Below are 23,993 nucleotides of genomic sequence, written 5' to 3' on the forward strand. Positions count from 1 at the left end.
AGTGTTTCGTCAGAGGATCTGGGCGGCAGGACGCCGGCGATTGGCGCGAGGCTCTATGGCGTGACGCCTGCCCGTGCAAGCGTGACGAGCTTGCCGGGGTTCAGCAGCCCGTGCGGATCGAATGCGGTCTTCACCGCGCGCAGGATCGTCAGCCGTGCGGGCGACGACAACCGCTCCAGCTCGCCAATCTTCATCTGGCCGATCCCGTGCTCTGCGGAGATCGATCCTCCGGCCGCGACGACCAGATCGTCGACGAAGCGCGTCACGACCGGCGCATCCTCGGCATACCAGCGCGAGGGATCGGTGCCCTGCGGGGCGCGGACGTGAAAATGGACATTGCCGTCGCCCAGATGGCCGAACCCGCTGGCATGCGTACCGGGAAACCGCGCGTTGCAGGCCCGCGCGGCATCGATCATGAAGCGCGGCATCGTCTCGACCGGGACCGAGATGTCATGCTGGGTGGCGGGGCCGAGCGCACGTTCGGCCGCGGACAGGGAATCACGGATCCGCCAGAATGCCGCGGCCTGCGCCTCGCTGGCGGCGATCACGGCATCCTCAGCCTGCCCTGCCTCCAGCGCGGCGCCCAGCAGCCGTTCGAGCAGCGCCGCGGGGGTTTCGCCGTCCATGGACGGTGCGGTTGCCTCGATCAGGACATGCCAGGCATGGTCGCCGTCGAGCGGCGCACGCGTTCCGGGGAGATGCGCGACCGCTGCCGCTAGCGTTTCACGCGGCAGGATCTCGAAGCTTTCGACACGGTCGGTCGCCGCCTGCAGGCCGCGCAGCAGCCGGAGCGCGCTGTCGGGTCCGGAGACCCCGACCCAGGCGACCGCGCGTGCGGCCACGGCTGGCACCAGCCGCAATGTGGCTGCGGTGACGATCGCCAGCGTTCCCTCGGATCCGACGAGCAGCTGATCGATGTCGTAGCCGCGATTGTCCTTCTTCAGCGCGGACAGGCCGTCATGGACGCTGCCGTCGAGCAGCACCGCCTCGACGCCTGCAACCAGCCCGCGCATCGTCCCGAACCGCAGCACCTGCGTGCCGCCGGCATTGGTCGAGACCAGGCCGCCGATCGTCGCGCTGCCGCGTGCGCCGAGCGTCAGCGGGAAGCGCTGGCCGACCGCCTGCGCAGCGTCGTCGAGATCGGCGAGGATAGCGCCTGCCTCCACCACCGCGAGGCCGGCCTCGGCATCGATCGACCGGATGCGGTTGAGACGGCGCAGCGACAGCAGGGCGGCACGGCCGTCGGCGGGCGGCGTTGCCCCTCCGACCATCGACGTGTTGCCGCCCTGCGGTACCAGCGGGACGCGGAACGCCAGCGCGGCCTGGGCGATCGCCGATACCTCGGCAACCGACGACGGGGCGAGCATCAGCGGGGCTGCACCATGGAACCGGCCGCGCCAGTCCTCGAGCCAGGGGGCGATATCTGTGGCATCGGTGACGATGGACTTGCGCTCGAGCTGCGGGGCAAGCGCGTCGAGCATCTGTATCTGTTCGGGCGTCATGACTGCGCCGCTAAGCGCAATTCACCTCCCGTTCAACGATCGCGGTTAACGCTGCTTAGCGACATCATGATTCACCCTGCGCTTCCCGCCTCCCTCCTCGCCCTCACCGCCCCCCTCGCGGCCGTGGCGAACCCCGCCGTGCCGACGCACGCGCGCGTCGAGATCACGCAGGTCTCGATCCACGAGCGGATCATCATCCGCGTCCCCCGCATGTTCAGGCGATCGGCCCAACCCGTCGGTAGCGCGCCCTTGTCGAAGCCGCGCGAGTGGAAGGAGCGCAAGGGGCCCAAATGCGTCGCCGTCGCGGAGATAGCGGGCGCCTTTCTCGGCCAGCCGGGCTCGGTCGATCTCGTCATGCAGGACGGCACGCGGTTGCGCGCGAAGCTTGATGGCGACTGCAAACCACTCGACTATTATCCGGGCTTCTACCTGCGGCCGAGCGGTGACGGTCTGATATGTCGCGATCGCGACGCGATTCGCATGCGGTCCGGCGCGCGCTGCGAAATCGATGACTTCAAGACGCTGAAGCTCAAGCAATAGACAAGACCGTACGGGTGATGTGCGACTTTCGTCGTGCCGCCACCCGCTTTCCTTGACATTTTGCTGGAAATCCGCGAGCGGCGGGGCGCTTGAGGGAATAATGCGCGCCCTCCTTTTCCCGGACATATAAATGAGCTTTGCCGATCTCGGCCTTTCCGAAGAACTCCTGAAGGCGGTCACTGACGCCGGCTATACCGAGCCGACGCCGATCCAGGCCGGCGCGATCCCTTCGGTTCTGATGATGCGTGACATCATCGGCATCGCCCAGACGGGCACCGGCAAGACCGCGTCGTTCGTGCTGCCGATGATCGACATTCTTGCCCATGGCCGAAGCCGCGCCAGGATGCCGCGCTCGCTGATCCTTGAGCCGACCCGCGAACTGGCCGCGCAGGTTGCCGAAAACTTCGAGAAATACGGCGTCAATTCGCATCTCTCGATGGCGCTGCTTATCGGCGGCGTGTCGATGGGCGACCAGCTCGCCGCGCTCGAAAAGGGCGTCGACGTCCTGATCGCGACGCCGGGCCGGCTGATGGACCTGTTCGGCCGCGGCAAGATCATGCTCAACGGCTGTTCGCTGCTGGTCATCGACGAGGCGGACCGGATGCTCGACATGGGGTTCATCCCCGACATCGAGGAAATCTGCACCAAGCTGCCCAAGTCGCGCCAGACGCTGCTATTCTCGGCAACGATGCCGCCGCCGATCAAGAAGTTGGCGGACAAGTTTCTCTCGAACCCCAAGACGATCGAGGTCTCGCGCCCTGCATCGACCAACCTCAACATCAAGCAGTATCTGGTCCCGGTCGCCAGCCAGACCGCGAAACGCGAGACACTGCGCCGGATCCTAGCGCAGGACGAGGTCACCAACGCGATCATCTTCTGCAATCGCAAGACGACCGTGCGCGACCTCAACAAGGTGTTGAAGCAGGCGGGTTACAAATCCGGCGAAATCCATGGCGACATGGAGCAGCCCCAGCGCCTCGCCGAACTGGACCTGTTCAAGAACGGTGCGGTGACGATCCTCGTCGCCTCGGACGTCGCTGCGCGTGGTCTGGACATCAAGGGCGTGTCGACCGTCTTCAACTATGACGCGCCTTGGCATCCCGACGATTATGTCCACCGGATCGGCCGCACGGGCCGTGCGGGCGCGACGGGCACCGCTTATACCTTCGTCGCACCCGACGATTCCGAGAATATCCAGAATATCGAAAAGCTGACGGGCCAGACGATCGAGCGGCTCAAGCTGTCCGAGCCGAGAGCGCTGGCTCCGGCGGCTACCGCGCCGTCCGATAGCAATGAAGAGCTGCCACCGCGGCGCGAGCGGTCGCGGACGCGGCGGGTGCCGCGTGCCGATGTCGTTGCCCATGCCGTCGAGGACGAAGTGATGGCAGCTGCCGAAATCGCAGCGCCCATGGCCGCTGCCACGCCGAAACCATCGCGCTGGGCTCGGACGCCGATTGACGAACCGGTCCCAGCCGCACAGCCTGCGCTTCCCCGTGTTGCTCCGGCAATGCCCATCGCGCCGGTCGCGGAACGTCCTGCCGCGGCCCCGGTGCCGACAGTGCCGCCAGCACCGTCGACCGCCATGCCCGAGCAGGCACGCGAGCCAAAGGTCGATCCCGTGCGGGCCACCCGCCGCAGTACCGTGCCCGACGCGCCGGTTGACGGGTGGAACGGCCCCTTCCCCAGCTTCCTGAATGCCGTGATTGGCGGATACGAGTGATGCCGAGAGCTTAGCTTCAGGCTTGCCCACTATAGGAGCGATAGCGACACAAGCGCGCTTGCCGTTTTGATCGTTGATCCACGGAGCGATCGCCTTGGGAGTGCGGAGGTACGTGGCCGAGTCGACGAATGCCCGCGCTATGGGGTCACAGGCGCTGCCGGGGGTTGCGTCTGGGCCGCCTGATCGGGCATTCGACCTCATAGCGCAACCTCATGACGCCATCTTAGCCATAGCGTCATCATCCAGCGCTGCTGCCCGCCGATAGGCCGCGCGTCCGGTCAGGCGGGCGGCATAGGCCTCGAATGCTGCAAGCTTCGGCATCGTGCCGAACTGTAATCCCCATATGACCTGGGCACCCACATAGACATCGGCTGCCGTGAAGCGTTCGCCCGCGATATAGGGATGCGCCGCAACGGCATGCTCAAGTCCCGCGATCGCGGCCTCGAAACTTCCATAACCGACCATCCGCTGCTGCGTCTCGGTCGGGACCACGCCGAGCGATCGGTTGGTAATCGCGGCCTCCAGAGGCCCGGCCGCGTAAAATAGCCATCGATAATAGTCGGCCCGCTCGTCGGCCGTCGGCGCCAATTGCGCCTCGGGCACGGCGTCGGCCAGATAGGCGCAGATCGCGCCGCATTCGGTAACGACGTGGCCGTCATGGACGATAGCCGGCACCTTGCCCATCGGATTGACCGAAAGATACGGCGCCGCCTTCATCGTCGTCGCATAATCGAGCATTACCGTATCGTAAGCGACCCCGGTCTCCTCGAGCATCCAGCGAGCAATACGCCCCCGCGACATCGGATTCGAATACAGCGTCAACGTCATGGCCCGCCCCTCAAGAACATAGAGTGAACGATGGTCTCATGGCGATGCCGTCCCGTCAAGATGCGATCGCGGATCGCACCCAGCGGGTTGTGCCGTCGAACGAAGCGGCGATGTGTCCTACGCCAGCGCCGTGGCGAACAGCGCGAGCATACGGCCCCACGCACGGTCCGCCTGCACCGGATTATAGACCTTGCTGTCGGGCGGGCACCATCCGTGCATCGTTTCCGGATAGACCTCGATTTCCGCCGGACGCATTGCTGCCGCGAAGGCTGCCCGCAGCACATCCTTCTCGGTCGGCGCGCGCGCATCGTCGTTCGCCGCTATTGCGATCAGATAGCCGCCTTTTAATGCGGGGATCAGGCGGTGCGGGCTATCGGGTGTGTCGGTCACGAACCCACCGCCGTGAAACGTCGCCCCCGCACGAATGCGCCCCGAGACCGCAGCCGCAGTGCGGATCACCATCGGCCCACCCATGCAATAGCCGGTGGTCGCCAGACCACGCTTGTGATCCACCTGCGGTTGCGCATCCAGGAAGGCGGTGAAGGACTTGGCGTCACGGACCGTAGCCTCGGGCGTAAGCGCGTCACGAAAGGGTGCAATTCGCGCGCGGACGGCCGGCTGGTCGTAGGATTCACCGGGGCTAAGGAACGGTGCCTTGGTCGACCGATAGAATTGATTGACGACCAGGACGGCATAACCCGACTGCGCGAGCCGATCGGCCATCTGACGGAACGCCGGACGCAGGCCCATGATGTCTGGCCAGACAAGCACGCCCGGATAAGCCCCGGTGGCCGGCGCGACGAAATAGGCGTCAGCCTGACCATCGGGCGTCTTGATCGACACGTCGCGTCCGCTGATCGGCTTCGCATCGGCCGGCACGGGCAACAGCATCGCAAGACCTGCGGCCCCGGTCATCACGCCGAACTGGCGCCGCGACATCGCGGCGAGATAGTGTTCGTTATCGTCTGCGGTATGCTCGTCGCACATGGGGCCTCTCCTGCCGGCTTTGATCCGATGCTAGCTCACGTTGCGCGCCACCACCACACGCCATCGACACTGTCCCGAACGGCGCGACCCTCGACCTCGAGCCGACGCAGATGCGCGAGCGCTTCACCCGTCGCCATGCCGAGCAGATCGGGGCCGATTGCGCGCCGGAACAGCCGTCCGAAACACTCAACCGCACGACGCGGCTCGGCGAGAAAGGCAGCGAGTTCGTCGAGCCGTTCGCGGTGCTCACGATCCATCGCGCCAAGCCTGGTATGAAGACCAGTAAACGGATCGCCATGCCCCGGCAGGACCAGCAAATCTGCGGGCAATGTCTTGAGCCGGGCGATCGCGGCAAACCATTCGCCCAGCGGATCCGCATGCGGCTCGGTGATGCCCAAAGAGATATTCGGGCTGATACGGGGCAGAACCTGATCCCCGGCAATCAGGATGCCCGATGCTTCGTTGAGAAGGCATGCATGCTCTGGGCTGTGGCCCGACCCGATCACGACCTGCCAGTCATCGCGGCCTACCGTCAACACGTCACCGTCGGTGATCCGCGTGTAACCCAAGGGAAGCGGCGTGATGATCTTGCGGAATCCCGCCCACCCCTTCGCACTGGCATGCGCGATCTGCGTATTGTCCCAGCCCGCACCGCGCCAGAATGCCAGCATTTCGGCAGGAACGGCATCCCGGGCATCAGCGGCCAGCATTCGTGCGGTCAACCATTCGCCCCGGGTCATGACGAGGGCCGCGTCGTGCGCCTCGCACAGCCAACCAGCAAGGCCGATATGATCAGGATGAAAATGCGTGCCGATCACGCGGGTGATGCGGACGCCCGACTTCGGCCCTGCCAGGATTGCGGTCCACGCGTCGCGAGCTTCCGGCGTATTCATGCCCGTATCAACGAGCGCGTCGCCGTCGCCGTCGGCGAGCATCCAGCAGTTCACGTGGCGCAGCGGACCGGGAATTTTGAGGCGTACCCAGTCAACGCCGGGAGCGATGCGAAATACGTTACCGGGTTCGGGCTCGCGGTGGCCTAAGGGGTAGACCAGCCCCTTGTGTGTTAGCGGTTCATCCTGTGGAGCCGGCGGCGACGTCATGTGCCGCAGGTAGCAACCACCAGGCGCCAGAGATAGTCCCCGGGCCGACACGCGCATCAGCCATGCCGCATGCCCTCAACGCCCTGTGCCGCCGGCCATCCCCGCGCCGTCAGGACCGCAAACCTATCCGATAGCCCGTACCGCCCCCGCACCGCGCCACGCGGGGACCGGGAACGTTCAGCGCTTGAAGGGGTCGTCGAACAGCGGCTTGACCGGCAGGACACCGCCCTCTGCGACGAACTGCGCGTCCGCCGCTGCCTGCGTACGCTCGTTACGAAGCTGCTCGAGCAGCGCCTCACGATCACCTTCGAGACGCGTGTCGGTCGGTGCTTCCATACCTGCCGCCTTGGCGGCCTTGGCAACCGCGGCGTCGAGTTCGCGCTGCGACGTCAGGCCGAGCGTGACCGGATCCTTTGGCGTGATGTTGGCGATGTTCCAGTGGCTACGGTCACGGATCGCAGCGATCGTCGTGCGCGTCGTGCCGATCAGCAGCGAGATCGCGCCATCGGTGATCTCGGGATGATTACGGATAATCCAGGCAATGCCATCGGGCTTGTCCTGGCGCTTGGACACCGGCGTGTAACGCGGGCCCTTGGTCCGGCGGACCTGCTCGGGACCCTTGATCATCTTGAGCTGATAATCGGGATCGGCCGCGCCCTTGTCGATCTCGTCCTGCGTGACCTCATGCGCGCGGACGGGATCGCGCCCCGTCAGCTTGGTCGACGTGGTGTCGTCGGCGATCGCCTGGATCTCGAGAATGTGCAGACCGCAAAAGTCTGCGATCTGTTCGAAACTGAGCGCAGTATTGTCGACCATCCAGGCGGCGGTCGCATGGGGCATGAGCGGCTGGGCCACGGCGGAAACTCCGTAAAAATAGAAAGGGCCGCCCCTTTCGGAGCGGCCTGACATGACACACGACTTAGTGCGCCCATGACTAACAGGCAAGCGCGCGATCGTCGCGTCGCATCATGCCGCCATGCGCGGTCGATCGAGTGGACGGGCAAGCGGAACAAGGGCACGCAGAAACTGGCGCGCACTTGCGGGCCAGCTGTACCGGGCAGCATAGGCGGCGCAGGCGACAGGATCGCGGGTCAGTGCCGCCGCGATCGCTTCGTCGAGATCCTCATGCATCACGCCAACGCGCGGGTCGAGTACGTCGATCGGGCCTGCGACGGGATAGGCTGCAACGGGAGTCCCGCACGCGAGCGCCTCGATCATGACCAGCCCGAAGGTGTCGGTCCGGCTGGGAAAGACGAGGACGTCCGCGGTACGATAGGCCGCCGCCAGCCCTTGTCCGTCACGCTGGCCAAGAAACACGGCATCGGGGAAGCGACGTGCAAGCGTGGCGCGCCCGGGTCCGTCGCCGACGACGACCTTCGTTCCCCGATGCGCGGACGACAGGAAGGCCTCGACATTCTTCTCGACGGCGACGCGCCCGACATAGAGCAGGATCGGGCCGGGCAGCGCCGCCATCTCCGGATCGCGGGCGCCGTCCAGCCCGAATTGTGCAAAATCGACGCCTCGCCCCCATTCGCGAACCTGATGCAGCCCCTGTGCGGTAAGTGTTGCCGCGACGGACGGCGTGGAGACCAGGATCGACTCGGCGGGACGATGGAACCAGCGAATATAGCGCCATATCCAGGCGGGGTTCGCGCCCGTCCGTGCCGCGATGTAATCGGGAAACTGGGTATGATAGGCGGTCGTGAACGGCAGATCTCGGGCCAGGCACCAGGCTCGTGCAGCGAGGCAGACCGGACCTTCCGTCGCGAGGTGTATCGCATCGGCGCCAAAGCTTTCGAGCAATCGTCCGACCGCGCCCGACCGTGCAAAGGCCAGCCGAATCTCGGGATAGGTCGGACACGGCATCGAGGCGAACTGCGCGGGGGATATGATCAGCACTTGATGACCCACCGCTTCGAGTTCCCGTCGGACGGACTGCAGGGTGCGAACCACGCCGTTGACTTGCGGGCTCCAGGCATCGGTGACGATCGCGATACGCATCGGGGTCTCCTTGGGTAATCGCGGCATGAGCCGAATTGACGTGGGTCAGGCGGCCAGCGTGACGACGTTGTCGATTTCGCGTGCGGCGATCTCGTCTGCCCAGTGAAGCAGTTCCATTCGCCCGTCGAAATGCTCGACAAGTGCCGTGCAGCCTTCGACCCAGTCGCCGTCGTTATAATAGGCAACGCCGGCAATATCGCGCATTTCCGCGGTATGGATGTGTCCACACACGACGCCGTCGACCCCCCGCACGCCGGCCGCGTGCGCGACGACTTCTTCGAAATGCGATATGAAGGCGACCGCGTTCTTGACCTTGGCCTTGGCGTGTTTCGAGAGCGACCAATAGGGCATGCCGAGGCGTCGGCGCGCGCCATTCACCCACCGGTTGAGCCCCATGAGCAATGTGTACGCCGCATCCCCAATATGCGCGACCCAGCGATGCGCCAGCGTGATAGCGTCGAACTCGTCACCGTGCAGAACCAGCAGGCGGCGGCCGTCGGCGGTCTCGTGGATCGCCTTGCGCCGGATCGAGATCCCACCGAAGTCGAGCCCCGAATATTGCCGGAACACCTCGTCATGGTTGCCCGGAATATAGACGACCCGCGTACCGCGCTTCGCGCGCTTGAGCAGCCGCCACAGCACGTCGTTATGCGCCGCCGGCCAGTAGAATTTCTTCTTCAATCGCCAGCCATCGATCATGTCGCCGACCAGGAACATCGTCTCGCTGTCGACATGGTCGAGAAAGTCGTTGAGCATCGCCGCGTTGCAGCCACGCGTGCCGAGATGGACGTCGGAAATCCAGATCGTGCGATATTGCCGCCGGTCGACCACGCGTTCGGGCACAACGGGTCGCGAATGGATGAAGTCCGCGATGTCCGCCACATCGGCTATCGGCAACGCGTCGGTTGGAAACGTGACGATGTCCATCGGCCTGCCCCGCAAATCTGTTCGTTGCGGTCCTGTCTAGCGGCGCAATATGACATGGCAGTCGCAGTCCGGTGACTATTCTAAGTCATCGGACGACGCACAGCCTCCGTCACGAATACAGAGGCGGCTCGGGGACAGCCTGGTCAGGCATGTCCGCGTCACGTCATGGACAGCACGATCTTCCCGACGTGATCGCCCGCCTCCATCCGCGCATGCGCCGCCGGGGCGTCGGCAAAGGCAAAGACGCGATCGATCACTGGCTTGAGCTTGCCGGCCTCGACATGCGGCCAGACCGTCCGTGCCAGTTCATCGGCCACGAGCGACTTGAACGCGGTATCACGCGGGCGCAGCGTCGATCCCGTCAAGGTCAGACGACGGCGCATGATCTCGAACAGCGGCACTGTCGCATTCGCCCCACCCTGAACCGCGATCGATACGTGCCGCCCGTCTTCGGCCAGACATTGCAGATTACGCGCGACATAGTCGCCACCCACCATATCGAGTACGGCCGCAACACCCTTGCCGCCGGTGATCTGCTTGACCCGTTCGACGAAGTCCTCGGTCTTGTAGTCGATCGCGTGCGTCGCGCCGAGGCTGAGCGCGGCTTGGCATTTCGCCTTCGAGCCCGCGGTGACGATGATGTCGATCCCGAAGATGGCACACAAGCCGATCGCCATCGTGCCGATCCCGCTCGTGCCGCCATGGACGAGTACCGTATCGCCTTCGGTCGCATAGGCACGCTCGAACAGGTTGGTCCACACCGTGAACAACGTCTCGGGCATCGCCGCGGCTTCGACCATCGTCAGCGCTTCGGGCACGGAGAGGCACTGGCCGAACGGCGCAACCGCATATTCGGCATAGGCACCGCCCGTGATCAACGCACAGACCCGCTGCCCGATCTGTTCCTCGCCGACCCCGTCGCCGACCGCGACGATCGTCCCGGCAATCTCCATGCCCAAGATCGACGGGGCACCGGGCGGCGGCGGATATTTACCCTGCCGTTGCATCACCTCGGGACGATTGACGCCCGCCGCCGCAACCTTGACGAGGACCTCGCCGGCTCCGGGATGCGGCACGGCGCGCTCCACAAGGACGAGCACTTCAGGGCCTCCCGGGGCTTCGGGATCGATTGCCTTCATGACGTCAGGGACGATGTAACGCGGAGTCACGGTTTTTGCAGTCATGTGATCGAGACGCCCCATTGGATTCCCGTGCCTTATTGACATCACTCCGGTGCGGGTCAACGTTACAGGCGCAATGGATCCGGATGACGCCCCCTCTCGTCCCGACGATTTCCTCGATGCGCTCGTGCGTCAGGACATCGACTCGCTCTCGGTCGCCGAGCTCGATGCGCGGATCACCGTGCTGCAAGGCGAGATTGCGCGCTGCCAGTTGAAAAAAGATCGAGCGATCAGCCACCGCGCCAGCGCCGACGACCTATTTAGACGGTGATGTCCTCGACCTCGTCTCGGCGGTCCGCATTTGGACGGTGCAGGAACGCAGGCCGGCGGGGTCAAGTGCTTGATGCGATCGATTACCGTTCCGACATAGTGCCAAAGGGCCTGCGTCTGCGTGGCCCGACAGGAGTAATGTAAATGCCGTCATTTGCACCCGCCCTCGAGACCACCCTGCACAAGGCACTCGAGGCTGCATCGTCCCGACGCCACGAATATGCGACGCTCGAGCATCTCTTGCTGGCGTTGATCGACGACGAGCACGGATCGAAGGTCATGGGCGCCTGCAACGTCGATCTGGGCGAACTGAAAACCACGGTCGCGCATTATCTCGACACCGAGCTCGATGCGCTCAAGGTCGATGCCGCGACCGATCCTTCGCCGACGAGCGGCTTCCAGCGCGTCGTCCAGCGCGCCATCCTTCATGTCCAGTCTTCGGGCCGCGACGAAGTGACGGGTGCCAATGTGCTCGTTGCCTTGTTTAGCGAGCGGGAAAGCTATGCCGTCTATTTCCTGCAACAGCAGGACATGAGCCGCCTCGATGCGGTCAGCTTCATCAGCCACGGCGTCGGCAAGGGCGGACAGCAGCCGACCGAAGCTTCGACGCCCAAGGGTGCCGACGACGAGAAGCCGACCAAGGGACAGGAGAAGGGCAAGACGGAAAGCGCGCTCAAACAATTCACGGTCGACCTGAATGAGAAAGCCAAGAACGGGAAGGTCGATCCCCTGATTGGGCGCGGGCCGGAGGTGGATCGCACGATCCAGATCCTGTGCCGCCGGTCGAAGAACAACCCGCTTTATGTCGGCGATCCCGGCGTCGGAAAAACCGCGATTGCGGAAGGCCTCGCGCGCAAGATCGTCGAGGGCGAGGTCCCCGACGTGCTCAAGCCGGCGGTAATCTATTCGCTCGACATGGGCGCATTGCTGGCAGGCACCCGGTATCGTGGTGATTTCGAGGAACGCCTGAAGGCAGTCGTCAACGAGTTGGAGAAGATGCCGGACGCGGTGTTGTTCATCGACGAGATCCACACAGTCATCGGTGCAGGCGCGACGAGCGGCGGTGCGATGGATGCGTCAAATCTGCTCAAGCCGGCGCTCTCGGGCGGCACGATCCGCTGCATCGGCTCAACGACGTACAAGGAATTCCGCAATCATTTCGAGAAGGATCGCGCCCTACTGCGGCGCTTCCAGAAGATTGATGTGAACGAGCCGACGATCGAGGACACGATCAAGATTCTGGCGGGCCTGCGCTCGGCGTTCGAGGATCACCACAACGTCAAATACACCCCCGACGCGATCAAGTCGGCGGTGGAGCTCAGCGCGCGCTACATCAACGACCGCAAACTGCCCGACAAGGCGATCGACGTGATCGACGAGGTGGGTGCGATGCAGATGCTGGTGCCGCCGAACAAGCGCAAGAAGACGATCACCCCCAAGGAGATCGAACAGGTCATCGCGACCATGGCGCGCATCCCGCCGAAATCGGTTTCGACCGACGACAAGCTCGCGCTCGCCACGCTCGAAACAGATCTAAAGCGCGTGGTGTTCGGGCAGAATGCGGCGATCGAGAAGCTCAGTTCGGCGATCAAGCTGGCGCGAGCGGGTCTACGCGAGCCAGAGAAGCCGATCGGCAACTATCTGTTCACCGGCCCCACCGGCGTCGGCAAGACGGAGGTGGCCAAGCAGCTGTCTTCGATCCTGGGCATCCCGCTCCAGCGGTTCGACATGTCCGAATATATGGAGCGGCACTCGGTCAGCCGTCTGATCGGTGCGCCCCCGGGCTATGTCGGGTTCGATCAGGGTGGTCTGCTGACCGATGCGGTCGACCAAAATCCGCATTGCGTGCTGCTGCTCGACGAGATCGAGAAGGCGCATCCAGACCTGTTCAACATCCTGTTGCAGGTAATGGACAACGGGCGCCTTACCGACCAGCACGGCAAGTCGGTCGATTTCCGCAACGTCATCCTGATCATGACGACCAATGCGGGGGCCAGCGACATGGCGCGCGAGACGGTGGGCTTCGGTAACCTTACGCGTGAAGGCGAGGACGAACAGGCGGTGCAGAAGATGTTCACGCCGGAGTTCCGCAATCGCCTCGATGCGATCGTGCCGTTCGGCTATCTGCCGACGACTGTGGTCGCCCGGGTCGTGGACAAGTTCATTCTTCAGCTCGAGCTTCAGCTGGCGGACCGCGGCGTCCATATCCAGCTCGATGACGAGTCGAAGGCGTGGCTCACCGAGAAGGGCTATGACAAGCTCTACGGAGCGCGTCCGATGGGCCGTTTGATCCAGGAAAAGATCAAGCAGCCACTTGCCGAGGAGCTGCTGTTCGGGAAACTGGTCCATGGCGGCGAGGTGACGGTGAAGATGAAGGATGGTGCGCTATCGTTCGCGATTGAAAGTGCAGCGCCGAAAAAGCCCAAGAAGAAGGGGAAGGCTGAACCCGTCTCTGCGAAGTAGCAGCGAGACGGCGTCAAGCCGTGTTTATAAGACCCGGCGGCAGCGCTTGCCGCCGGGTTTTTTTGTGCCATAGCCAGCCACGTTTACCGTTCTTTGCCGAACGCGCTTTACGAGGCATGTCATGGGGATACGGGCATATATGCGGTGGGTCATGGTCTTGCTGCTGTGGACGCTCAGCCTGGTGACTGCACCGCCCGCCGCCGCGACCGCCTTCCCTCTGGCGACCTGTCTCGTCCGCGCAGCACCCGGCATGACGGCGCCGTCCCTGTTCAAGACGCCGGAACGATTCGACTGCACCACCCCACAGCGCCGATTCGGCCCGGGTGATTTCTGGGTCCTGTCACAGCCGCTTCCCGCCGCTCAGCTACGCGGCACCAGCGTGCGTATCGGCAGTATCTGGATGACGCGCATCACGCTCTATGTCCGCTATGCCGATGGTGCGATTCGCCATGTCGGCGTCACGCCAAAAACCGCCCATGAGATCCTGAACCTCGGCGCCGTCCTCTCGCAACCGCTGCCGCGCCATGACGCGCCACCGGTACGTCTCCTGTGGCATGTCGAAGGCGCCACGAACCTTCGCGGCGTCATCCTGCAGCCGGCACTGGCGGATCATGGCGAGGCGGCGACGACCGAGATCGTGCGCGGCGCACTTTACGGCGCGTTTGCCGGCATGGCGATCGCGCTGATCGTCTACAATCTGGCGCTCTGGGGAGCGCTTCGCCAGTCCTTCCAGCCAATTTACTGCCTGCTCGTCCTGTGCCTTCTGGCCTATGTATCGACGTCATCAGGTGCTGCGGGCCAAGTCTTTACGGGCCTCGACAATAACGACCGCCAGCGGCTCAACATACTGTTCCTGGCCGCATCCGCCAGCACAGCACTCCTTTTCGCCCGCAGCTTTTTCGAACGCGCCGTGTTTTCGGGTTGGGTACGGCCGCTCAGCAGTGCGGTGATGGTCGGGCTGGTCGGCATGGCGGGGCTCTGGGTTATGCTCGCCCCCCGCGCGATCCATGTCCTCGATACCGGCATGTCGATCGCATATCTGGGGTTCATCGGGGTTGTGGCGATCATCCTGTGGCGCGCGTGGCGCGTCCGCAGCAATTATCTGTGGTTGTTTGCGCTTGCGTGGGGTGCACCGATCGTCATGTCCGGGCTTCGCATCGCCAGCAGCTTCGGGATGGTCGAGCCGAGCCTGCTGGTCGACAATTCGACGGTCATCGCGATGGCGATCGAGGCGCTTCTGTCGAGCACGGCGATTGCCTATCGCATCCTGTTGCTGAGCCGCGAACGCGACGCTGCGCGGGAACAGGAGATCGCGGCGCGCCTGCTCGCCGATACTGACCCGCTGACCGGCCTGCTTAATCGTCGCGCCTTCCTGGCACGCGCGATTGGCCGCCCCGGCGAGCAGACGCTGCTGATCGCCGACATCGACCATTTCAAGCGGGTCAACGAGACGATCGGTCATGATGGCGGCGACGAGGTGTTGCGGGCCTTCGCCCGTGCGCTCCGCAGCGCACTGCCAACCGATACGCTCATCGCGCGAATTGGTGGCGAGGAGTTTGCTATCCTCGTCGATGCCTCGACATCGGTTTCGCCCTGCGCAATCCGCGACCGTGTCCGCGGCCAGTCGATGCCGTACGATATCACCGTCACCGCCAGCATCGGTACATGCACCGGCCCCCTGTTGCACGACGCCGACTGGAAGACGCTCTACCGCGACGCCGACCGCGCCTTGTTCGAGGCCAAAGCGGCGGGGCGCGATCGATCGCGAAGCGCGGTCAGCCTCGTCTCGGCTGCCTGAATGCGGTGCCTGGTGCCGCGGCTTGTCAAAGCGGATTGACGACGTCAGGATGCAGCTTCCGCCGGGGGAATGACGATGCGTAATCGTAAGGCTGGCCTCGCTGTCGCAGCGCTGGTGCTGACGCTCGCAGTAATGCCGCGACCGACGGCGGATATCCGCCTCATCACGCATGACCCGTCCGACCCCGCGCCGCACAGGATGCAGGCTGCCGTCGACCTGGGGCTGATCGGCATATCGGTGCTTTACACCTGGACCGTCGACCGGTTGCGCTAGAATTCGCGGCAAACTCGGCGCGTGCCGGTCACGGCATAGCCTCCGCCGTCGACGCGTCCTTGACCCCCGTCGCGCGCCTGCTCCATAGCAGCACGCATGGAAACGCCGACCGAAGACCTCTCATTCGAAGAGGCATTGAAAGAGCTGGAGACGATCGTGGGGCAGCTCGAGCGTGGCGATACGCCGCTGCAGCAGGCGATCGAGCTTTACGAACGCGGCAACAAGCTGCGCCAGCGTTGTGCCGATCGGCTCGACGCTGCGCAGGCGCGGATCGAAGCGATCCGGCTCGATGCCGAGGGTAAGCCGGCTGGGGTTCGCCCCTTTGCGGCAGGTTGAGCCGCGCATGACGACCTTGCCGCAATCGCTGGCAGAAGCGCTCGCGGAGGTTTCCGCAGAGATCGACGCGCAGTTCGACGTCCTTCTGGCGATCCCCAAAGATCCGCGTGCGGACCTGTATCGCGCGATGCGTCATGCCGCGATCGGCGGCGGCAAGCGGCTACGCCCGTTGCTCGTTTTCGCGACCGCCAGTCTGTTTGGGGTCGACCGTGCTTGTGCGGCGCGGGTGGCCACGGCCATCGAGGCGATCCATGTCTATTCGCTGATCCATGACGATCTCCCGGCCATGGACGACGACGACATGCGTCGTGGCAAGCCGACCGTCCACAAGATGTTCAGCGAAGCATGCGCGATCCTCGCAGGTGACTGCCTTCACGCGCTGGCGTTCGAGATCCTCGCCGACCCGTCAACGCACCCCGATCCGTTCGTGCGCGCCGATCTGGTGCTCGACCTTGCCAAGGCGTCCGGCCCGACTGGCATGGCCGGCGGCCAGATGATGGATCTCGAGGCGGAGAATGCCCGGTTTGATCTCAACACTGTCACCCGGCTTCAGCAGATGAAGACCGGTGCGCTGATTTTGGCGTCCGTCGAAGCAGGCGCCATTCTTGGCAGGATTGCGCCCGAGGGCCGGGTTGGCCTGCGCGGCTATGCGCACGACCTGGGACTTGCCTTTCAAATTGCTGACGATCTGCTCGATGCCGAAGGCGATGAGACGGCGGCGGGCAAACGTCTCCGCAAGGATGCCGGTGCGGGCAAGGAGACATTCCTGTCGCTGCTCGGCGCGGAGCGCGCGCGTGAACAGGCCCGCATGCTTGTCGAGCAGGCGATCGCGCATCTGCACAGCTATGGCCGCGAGGCCGATCTGCTCCGCGAGATCGCACGCTTCGTGCTTGATCGCGACCGCTGACCTCTTCCGGAGACACCGACCATGACGGCAAGCCAAGAGACCGTAAGGGTCGGTGTTTACCCGGGTACGTTCGACCCGATCACGCTAGGCCATATGGACATCATCCGGCGTGGCGCGAAGCTCGTCGACCGGCTGGTCGTCGGCGTCACGACGAACGCCTCCAAATCGCCGATGTTCACGATCGAGGAACGCATGGCGATGGTGAGGCGTGAGGTAGACGGCGTGGCCGGCGAGATCCACGTGGTCGCGTTCGACTCATTGTTGATGGATTTTGCCGAGCGCGAAGGGGCAAAGGTCATCGTCCGCGGTCTGCGTGCCGTCGCCGACTTCGAATATGAATATCAGATGGCGGGGATGAACCAGCAGATCAATCCGCGGGTCGAGACGGTGTTCCTGATGGCGGATGTCGCGCTGCAGCCGATTGCGAGCAAGCTGGTCAAGGAAATCGCGCTCTTCGGCGGGGACATAGCCAAATTCGTGCCGCCTGCCGTCAGTGAAGAGGTCATTGCCCGCGTCAATCAGATCGGCCGCAAGGGAAGTTGACGCGCGCGGGACGCCAGTCGGCAGACGATGTTCAGTTTGGCGCAAGCACGGATTTGTTCTAAGCGGCGGGCTTCAAGGTCGGCCCCGGCCTCATGGCCAATGCGAGTAGGGATTTGATGCGCTTTTTCGCCGGTATGTTTGCGATCCTCGGGTGCCTCGTCGCGGCGCCTGCGTCCGCCCAGATCATCGATCCCGCCGTTGCCGGACGCGCTACCCCGCCGTTGACGACGGACACGCAGAACCTGCTGCTGCTTGACCTGTCGACGGGGGGCCGGGTCACGATCTGGCTTCGTCCCGACGTCGCCCCTTTGATGGTCGAGCGCATCAAAACCCTGACCCGGCAGCATTTCTACGACGGCCTGGCGTTTCACCGGGTGATCGACGGGTTCATGGCACAGGGCGGCGATCCAAAGGGTGACGGTACCGGTGGCTCACCCCTGCCCGACGTGAAGGCCGAGTTCAATTATCTGCCGCACGTTCGCGGCGCGGTGTCCGCGGCGCGTTCGGAAAAGGAAGACAGCGCGAACAGCCAGTTCTTCATCGTCTTTCAGCCGCGCCTCAGCCTCGACAAGAAATATACCGTGTTCGGCCGGGTGATCGACGGCATGCAATATGTCGACGCCATTGAGCGCGGCGAGCCGCCGGCAAACCCCTCGCGTATCCTGCACGCCTATATCGCTGCGGACAGCCCACCGGCCTATGTCGCCGCGCCCGTTACCCCGCCACCGGCACTGGGCGTGCCTGTAACCCTGCCGGGGACCGGCAGCAGCAAGTCGAGGCCAGCACCGGCGGTCGTTGCAAAGCCCAAGCTTGCCAAGAAGGCCCCCGCGAAGAAGTGAGAATCCGTTGAACGTCGACCTTTTCGACTTCGACCTGCCGACCGACCGTATCGCACTCCGGCCCGAAACGCCGCGCGATGCCGCACGGCTGTTGGTCTTAGACGGGGATGCAACACGCGACCTGCGCGTCACGGATCTGGCTGGACAGCTGCGTCGCGGCGACCTGCTGGTGTTCAACGACACGCGGGTCATTCCGGCGCAGCTCGAAGGGCGTCGTGCTGGGATCGAGCAGGACGGGCAGCTCTCGTCCGGGGCGAAGATCGGGGCGACGCTGCACAAGCGCGAGGGGCCGCGGCGCTGGCGCGCCTTCATTCGAAATGCGCGCCGTCTGCGCGATGGGGATCCGATCGATTTTGGCAACGGCGTCGTCGCCCGGGCGGTCGACCGGGCAGAAGACGGCAGCTACGCGCTCGAATTCGCAGGCGACGAACCGATCGAACTGCTGCTCGATCGCGCGGGGCGAATGCCCTTGCCTCCCTATATCGCGGCGAAGCGCCCGACGGACGCGCGCGACGCCGAGGATTACCAGACAATGTTCGCCGCCGAGCCCGGCGCGGTCGCGGCGCCGACCGCGGCGCTGCACTTCACCCCATCGGTGATGGCGGCGCTCGAGGCTGCGGGCATCGGGAAGGCAACGCTGACGCTGCACGTCGGTGCGGGCACGTTCCTGCCGATGAAGGTGGACGATACCGACGATCACCAGATGCATGCCGAATGGGGCCGGATCGATGCCACCACGGCGGACCAGCTGAATGCGGTGCGCGCCGCCGGCGGCCGGGTGATCGCGGTCGGCACGACATCGCTGCGACTGATCGAGAGCGCGACCGGTGACGACGGCATCATCCGCCCGTTTGAGGGCGACACGGCGATCTTCATCACGCCGGGCTACCGCTTCAAGGGGATCGATGGCCTGATGACCAATTTCCACCTTCCGCGATCGACGTTGTTCATGCTGGTATCGGCGCTGATGGGACGCGAGCGGATGCAGGCCGGCTATGCGCATGCAATTGCGGCCAAGTATCGCTTCTACAGCTATGGCGATGCCAGCCTGCTGCTGCCATGACCGGCCCATGTTGATCCCGTTGATTCTGGCCTTGCAGGTCGTGCCTTCCGCTGGGATCGCGCAACCGCCCGCAACGATCTTTGCCGAACCGGCCGCAATGCTGATCGCCGCCTGCGATGCGGATCGCGACGCGCGGGTGACCAGGCCCGAACTCGACGCTTGCCTCGCGCGGAGCTTTGCGGGTGCCGAGGGCAGCACGACGGGTAAGATCGGCTATATCGCCTATGCCGACTGGTCGCTGAAATGGCTTGGCGATCGCAACGCCCTGCCCAGCCCCTTCGAAGTCGATCGCGACGGCGACAACGCGATCACCCTTGCCGAACTTCAGGCCCGATTTGCGCAGTTCTTTCTCCGCTTCGACCGCAACCGCGACGGCGTACTCGTACGCGAGGAACTGCTGACGATCAGGAGCTTCGCCCCCAACGCCCCACCGCGCGGCAAGCGCCGTTAATGGATCATCCCGTGTCCCCACGTTTCGACTTCACGATTTCCGCCACCGATGGCGCAGCACGCACGGGCCAGATCGCGATGCAGCGCGGCGTGATCCGTACCCCCGCCTTCATGCCGGTCGGCACCGCCGCGACGGTCAAGGCGATGAAGCCCGACGACGTGGCGGCCGCCGGGGCCGACATCATCCTTGGCAATACCTATCATCTCATGCTGCGTCCGGGCGCGGAACGCGTCGCGCGACTGGGCGGGCTTCACGGCTTCATGGGCTGGTCGAAGCCCATCCTGACCGACTCGGGCGGGTATCAGGTGATGAGCCTTGCCGATCTTACCAAGCGGTCCGAGGAGGGCGTGTCGTTCAAATCGCATCTGGACGGCACCCGGCACCTGCTCAGCCCCGAACGGTCGATCGAGATCCAGCGTTTATTGGGGTCGAACATCGTCATGGCGTTCGACGAGCTTGTCCCGACGACCTCCACGCGGGAGGTTCAGGCCGCCGCCATGGAACGATCGATGCGCTGGGCGAAGCGATCACGCGATGCCTTCGATGCAGGCGGTGCGCATGCGGAGAACAACGCGATCTTCGGAATCCAGCAAGGCGCGCTGAATGAGTCGTTCCGCAGATCCTCGGCGGACGCGCTGATCGATATCGGCTTTGATGGCTATGCGGTCGGCGGATTGGCGGTCGGCGAAGGACAGGAGGCGATGTTCGGATGCCTGGATTTCGCGCCGGGACAATTGCCCGCCGATAAACCCCGCTACCTGATGGGCGTCGGCAAGCCTGATGATATCGTGGGCGCTGTCGAGCGCGGAATCGACATGTTCGATTGCGTCATGCCGACCCGGTCAGGGCGAACCGGCCAGGCGTTCACGCGCAAGGGGCCGATCAACATCCGCAACGCCCGGTTTGCCGAGGACCAGTCGCCGCTGGCGGCCGACTGTGCCTGCCCGGTCTGCGCCACTTGGAGCCGGGCCTATCTGCATCATCTCGTCCGCGCGGGCGAGATGCTGGGCGCGATGTTGATGACCGAGCACAATATCTGGTTCTACGAAACGCTGATGGCAGATCTGCGCGCTGCGATCGCCGCCGGCACATTGACGAAGTTCGCAAATGATTTCCGAGCGGAGTATGGTCGGAAATCGAGTTAGGAGAGTGACGTGACCGATCCCATCACAACGGCTGCCGACGACGATACCCCCAACGAAATCCTCGCCGCAGCCAAGGAAGCAAAGCTTCACGCCGAAGCCGCGGCAAAGGCGACCGTAGAGAAAGCGAAGACCTGGCCACTTGCGAAGATCGGGCTTGGCGTCGGCATAGGCTCAGCCGCCATCGCCGGCGCGGTGCTTTTTAACCGCTCGCGTACCCAGAAGTAAGGACACAGATGCGCCTCCTCCGCTCCGCCTTGCTGCTTGGTGCAGCCTGTTGTCCTGCAGCGGTGGTGGCGCAGTCCGCCCCCCCAAAATCTACGTCGAACGTTTCCGTAAAGCCGCTCGCCTTCACTGAGCGCGTGCTGGCCAACGGTTTGCGTGTCTACGCCATCCGGGACACGGCGACACCCAACGTGTCGGTCCAGGTCTGGTATGACGTCGGGTCGAAGGACGATCCCAAGGGCCGGTCCGGCTTTGCCCATATGTTCGAACATTTGATGTTCAAATCGACCCGCAACCTGGTGTCAGAACAGATGGACCGGCTGACCGAGGACGTCGGCGGCTATAACAACGCATCGACCAACGACGACTATACAAACTATTACGAGGTGGTGCCGGCCAATCACTTGCAGCGTCTGCTGTTCGCCGAAGCCGACCGAATGGCGAGCCTTGTGGTCGAACCCAAGAGCTTCGCCTCCGAACGCGACGTCGTGAAGGAGGAGCTTCGCCAGAGCACGCTGGCCCGGCCCTATGGCAAGCTGTTCTCACTCTATTATCCCGCGCTTGCCTATGTACGACATCCCTATGCACGTGGCACAATCGGCAGCCTGGAAAACCTCGAAGCCGCCGGCATCGACGACGTCCGCGCCTTTCATGCAACCTATTACCGACCCGACAATGCGGTTCTGGTCGTCTCGGGCAATTTCGAACCTGCACAGCTGGACCGGTGGATCGACACCTACTTCGCCCCCATCAAGAAGCCGAGCGGGGAAATTCCCCGGGTGACGGTCGCCGAGCCGGCCCGTACCCAAGCCGTGACGCGTACCGTCTACGAGCCCAACACGCCGCTCCCCGCGGTGCTGATCAGCTATCATATTCCGGCGGACCGCGCTGCCGACATCCCCGCGCTCAGTCTCCTGAAAGCGATATTGTCGGAGGGCGAGAGCTCGCGGCTCTACGAAAGCGTCGTCTACCGCGATCAACTCGCACAGTCCGCGGACGCCATGATCGACAGCAAGCAGTCGACTGGCAATCTGGTCGTCTATGCCATCATGGCCGGGGGCAAGAGCGTTGACGCTGGCGAGGCCGCGCTCAAGCGAGAGATCGCACGGCTGCGCGATGCCCCCGTCACGCCTGCCGAACTGGCCGAGGCGAAGAACGAAATTCTGACAGCGTCGATCATCGCCCGGGAAACCGCCGAAGGAAAGGCGAGCACCCTTGCGTCATCGGTGATCGTGGATGGTGATCCGCGCGCCGCAGACCGCCAGCTCGCGGCTATTGCGCAGGTCACGGCCGCAGATATCCAGTGCGTCGCACGGACCTATCTGGCTGACGCGCAATCCGCGACGATCCGGTATCTCCCGCTCGATGCCAAGCCGGCCGCGACGCGGGTCGCGACGATCGATGTGGCCCCCACCGTCCGCGTCGCCGATCTTAAGGCGCCTGCCAGCGTCGAGATTGTTACCCCCGCCGCCGAAGGACAGCGCGTCCTTCCCCCCGCCCCCGGTACACCGATTTCGCCGACCCTACCCCAGCCGATCTCGACCCAGCTCGCCAATGGCATGCGGCTTATCACCGTAGAGCGGCACGATCTGCCGATCGTCACCGCCTATCTCGTTACCGGTGGCGGCGCGGCAACCGATCCTGCTAATCGGGCAGGTGTCAGCAGCCTGGCGGCCGAGTTGCTGACCAAAGGCACGCGCACGCGGACGGCCACGCAGATTGCGCGGCAGATCGAAGGGCTCGGCGGATCGATCGGCAGCGATGCGGGCAGCGACGGTGCCGCCGTCGATGTCACGGTGAAGGCGGATCAGCTCTCCCCTGCCCTGTCGATCCTTGCCGATGTAGCGATGCACCCCGCGTTCGCGCTCGACGAAATCGAACGGGCACGGACGCAGCAAATCGACGCGGTATCGCTCGCGCTCAAGAATCCGGCGCAGCTTGCCGCACTGGTCGCCGACCGGGCGGTTCTCGGCGCGTCCGCCTATGGCGCACCGATCGGCGGCACCCCGATCTCGTTGAAGGCGATCACCCGGGCCGACATCACCGCGGCCTATGCGCGCAGCTTCAGCCCCGATCAGGCTACGCTCATCATGGTCGGCGACGTCACCGCAGCGCAGGCGAAGACGCTGGCCGACGCCCAATTCGGCCCCTGGAAGAAGACCGGCGCGGCGACGACACCCGCCATGGCGATCGATTACCCGGCGCCTCGCGTGATCGTCGTCGACATGCCCGATGCGGGCCAAGCTGGCGTCGTCGTCGCCCGGCCGGCGATCGCACGTACCGACCCCCGCTATTATTCGCTAGCGGTAGCGAACACCGTGCTTGGCGGAGGCTTCTCTTCACGATTGAACCAGGAAATCCGGATCAAGCGCGGTCTGGCCTATGGCGCAGGCAGCACGCTGGACGCGGGGAAGACACAGGGAACGGTTGCCGCGCGGACACAGACCAAGAACCCTACCGCAACGGAAGTCGTCTCGCTGATCGCAGCGGAGCTGGCGGGCATGGGCAAGGCGCCCGTATCCCCGGGCGAACTGGAGACACGCAAGGCGGTACTTGTCGGGAATTTCGGGCGCGGGATCGAGACGACGTCCGGCGTGGCGGGAATTCTGGGATCCTATGTCCAGAACGGCGTCAGCGTCGATGAACTGCAGCAGTTTACGGCAAAGGTTGGCGCAGTTGATTCCGCGTCGGTCCAAACCGCAGCCGCGGCGCTGCTCGATCCCAAAAAGGCCAGTATTGTGGTTGTCGGCGATGCCAGGCAGTTCGCCCCCTCGCTCCGTCAAGCCTACCCGCAGACCGAGCTGATCCCCGAGGCTGCGTTAAAGCTCGATACCGCCGCACTTAAATGACTCTCGTCGGGAGGACCGCGGGCATTCGGTAGCGGAACGGTAGGGTTT

Annotated in this window: 23 protein-coding genes; 15 read left to right on the top strand and 8 right to left on the bottom strand. The window is 64.4% G+C overall.

Annotated features, from left to right (window positions below):
- Positions 1 to 53 precede the first annotated feature (53 nt).
- Positions 54 to 1,502 (bottom strand): FAD-binding oxidoreductase, encoded by a 1,449-nt coding sequence (locus IFT87_RS02630; RefSeq protein ID WP_192007373.1) that lies wholly within the window; start codon positions 1,500 to 1,502, stop codon positions 54 to 56.
- A 66-nt stretch (positions 1,503 to 1,568) separates the two neighbouring features.
- Between IFT87_RS02630 and IFT87_RS02635 the strand changes: the two genes are divergently transcribed.
- A complete protein-coding gene (locus IFT87_RS02635) occupies positions 1,569 to 2,042 on the top strand; it encodes a hypothetical protein (protein WP_197975094.1) in 474 nt (157 codons plus the stop codon).
- A 130-nt stretch (positions 2,043 to 2,172) separates the two neighbouring features.
- Complete coding sequence (locus tag IFT87_RS02640; RefSeq protein ID WP_031439983.1) at positions 2,173 to 3,762, top strand: DEAD/DEAH box helicase; 1,590 nt, start codon at positions 2,173 to 2,175, stop codon at positions 3,760 to 3,762.
- Positions 3,763 to 3,972: 210 nt separating this feature from the next.
- Here the strand turns inward: IFT87_RS02640 and IFT87_RS02645 are convergent, their stop codons facing one another.
- The 7 genes from IFT87_RS02645 to IFT87_RS02675 form a co-directional block, all read right to left on the bottom strand.
- On the bottom strand, positions 3,973 to 4,590 hold the full coding sequence (locus IFT87_RS02645) for a glutathione S-transferase family protein (protein WP_031439982.1): 618 nt from the start codon (positions 4,588 to 4,590) through the stop codon (positions 3,973 to 3,975).
- A 117-nt stretch (positions 4,591 to 4,707) separates the two neighbouring features.
- Entirely contained in the window at positions 4,708 to 5,577 is an 870-nt protein-coding gene (locus tag IFT87_RS02650; protein WP_031439981.1) for a dienelactone hydrolase family protein, read from the bottom strand.
- 35 nt (positions 5,578 to 5,612) lie between these two features.
- A complete protein-coding gene (locus tag IFT87_RS02655; protein WP_031439980.1) occupies positions 5,613 to 6,677 on the bottom strand; it encodes an MBL fold metallo-hydrolase in 1,065 nt (354 codons plus the stop codon).
- A gap of 177 nt (positions 6,678 to 6,854) precedes the next feature.
- A complete protein-coding gene (locus IFT87_RS02660; RefSeq protein WP_081874195.1) occupies positions 6,855 to 7,532 on the bottom strand; it encodes a DUF1013 domain-containing protein in 678 nt (225 codons plus the stop codon).
- 111 nt (positions 7,533 to 7,643) lie between these two features.
- Complete coding sequence (locus IFT87_RS02665) at positions 7,644 to 8,678, bottom strand: glycosyltransferase family 4 protein (protein WP_031439978.1); 1,035 nt, start codon at positions 8,676 to 8,678, stop codon at positions 7,644 to 7,646.
- 45 nt (positions 8,679 to 8,723) lie between these two features.
- Entirely contained in the window at positions 8,724 to 9,605 is an 882-nt protein-coding gene (locus IFT87_RS02670; protein ID WP_031439977.1) for a UDP-2,3-diacylglucosamine diphosphatase, read from the bottom strand.
- Between the two features lie 158 nt (positions 9,606 to 9,763).
- Entirely contained in the window at positions 9,764 to 10,744 is a 981-nt protein-coding gene (locus IFT87_RS02675) for an NAD(P)H-quinone oxidoreductase (protein ID WP_031394981.1), read from the bottom strand.
- Positions 10,745 to 10,862: 118 nt separating this feature from the next.
- Here IFT87_RS02675 and IFT87_RS02680 point away from each other — a divergent pair, with 118 nt between their 5' ends.
- From IFT87_RS02680 to IFT87_RS02740, 13 genes are all read left to right on the top strand, one after another.
- Complete coding sequence (locus IFT87_RS02680) at positions 10,863 to 11,057, top strand: DUF1192 domain-containing protein (RefSeq protein ID WP_031394982.1); 195 nt, start codon at positions 10,863 to 10,865, stop codon at positions 11,055 to 11,057.
- A 143-nt stretch (positions 11,058 to 11,200) separates the two neighbouring features.
- Positions 11,201 to 13,519, top strand: a complete 2,319-nt coding sequence (gene clpA / locus IFT87_RS02685) for an ATP-dependent Clp protease ATP-binding subunit ClpA (protein WP_031394983.1) — start codon at positions 11,201 to 11,203, stop codon at positions 13,517 to 13,519.
- Between the two features lie 151 nt (positions 13,520 to 13,670).
- Entirely contained in the window at positions 13,671 to 15,317 is a 1,647-nt protein-coding gene (locus tag IFT87_RS02690; protein ID WP_031439976.1) for a GGDEF domain-containing protein, read from the top strand.
- Between the two features lie 75 nt (positions 15,318 to 15,392).
- Positions 15,393 to 15,590: a hypothetical protein gene (locus IFT87_RS02695; protein WP_031439975.1), complete on the top strand. Its 198-nt coding sequence runs from the start codon at positions 15,393 to 15,395 to the stop codon at positions 15,588 to 15,590.
- Positions 15,591 to 15,686: 96 nt separating this feature from the next.
- Positions 15,687 to 15,926, top strand: a complete 240-nt coding sequence (locus tag IFT87_RS02700; RefSeq protein WP_031394986.1) for an exodeoxyribonuclease VII small subunit — start codon at positions 15,687 to 15,689, stop codon at positions 15,924 to 15,926.
- Positions 15,927 to 15,933: 7 nt separating this feature from the next.
- A complete protein-coding gene (locus IFT87_RS02705) occupies positions 15,934 to 16,833 on the top strand; it encodes a polyprenyl synthetase family protein (protein WP_031439974.1) in 900 nt (299 codons plus the stop codon).
- Positions 16,834 to 16,854: 21 nt separating this feature from the next.
- A complete protein-coding gene (coaD, locus tag IFT87_RS02710) occupies positions 16,855 to 17,376 on the top strand; it encodes a pantetheine-phosphate adenylyltransferase (protein WP_031439973.1) in 522 nt (173 codons plus the stop codon).
- Positions 17,377 to 17,492: 116 nt separating this feature from the next.
- Positions 17,493 to 18,215: a peptidylprolyl isomerase gene (locus tag IFT87_RS02715; protein ID WP_031439972.1), complete on the top strand. Its 723-nt coding sequence runs from the start codon at positions 17,493 to 17,495 to the stop codon at positions 18,213 to 18,215.
- 7 nt (positions 18,216 to 18,222) lie between these two features.
- Positions 18,223 to 19,278, top strand: a complete 1,056-nt coding sequence (gene queA, locus IFT87_RS02720; RefSeq protein ID WP_031439971.1) for a tRNA preQ1(34) S-adenosylmethionine ribosyltransferase-isomerase QueA — start codon at positions 18,223 to 18,225, stop codon at positions 19,276 to 19,278.
- A gap of 7 nt (positions 19,279 to 19,285) precedes the next feature.
- Positions 19,286 to 19,729, top strand: a complete 444-nt coding sequence (locus tag IFT87_RS02725) for a calcium-binding protein (RefSeq protein ID WP_037529892.1) — start codon at positions 19,286 to 19,288, stop codon at positions 19,727 to 19,729.
- A complete protein-coding gene (tgt, locus tag IFT87_RS02730) occupies positions 19,729 to 20,874 on the top strand; it encodes a tRNA guanosine(34) transglycosylase Tgt (protein WP_192007374.1) in 1,146 nt (381 codons plus the stop codon). The genes IFT87_RS02725 and tgt overlap by 1 nt, the downstream gene beginning before the upstream one ends.
- 9 nt (positions 20,875 to 20,883) lie before the next feature.
- Entirely contained in the window at positions 20,884 to 21,099 is a 216-nt protein-coding gene (locus IFT87_RS02735) for a hypothetical protein (protein ID WP_197975095.1), read from the top strand.
- An 8-nt stretch (positions 21,100 to 21,107) separates the two neighbouring features.
- Positions 21,108 to 23,945, top strand: coding sequence for a M16 family metallopeptidase (locus IFT87_RS02740; RefSeq protein WP_192007375.1), 2,838 nt, complete (start codon positions 21,108 to 21,110; stop codon positions 23,943 to 23,945).
- Positions 23,946 to 23,993: the final 48 nt, after the last annotated feature.

This window comes from Sphingomonas sp. CFBP 8765, assembly GCF_014841445.1.
GTDB lineage: Bacteria > Pseudomonadota > Alphaproteobacteria > Sphingomonadales > Sphingomonadaceae > Sphingomonas > Sphingomonas aerolata.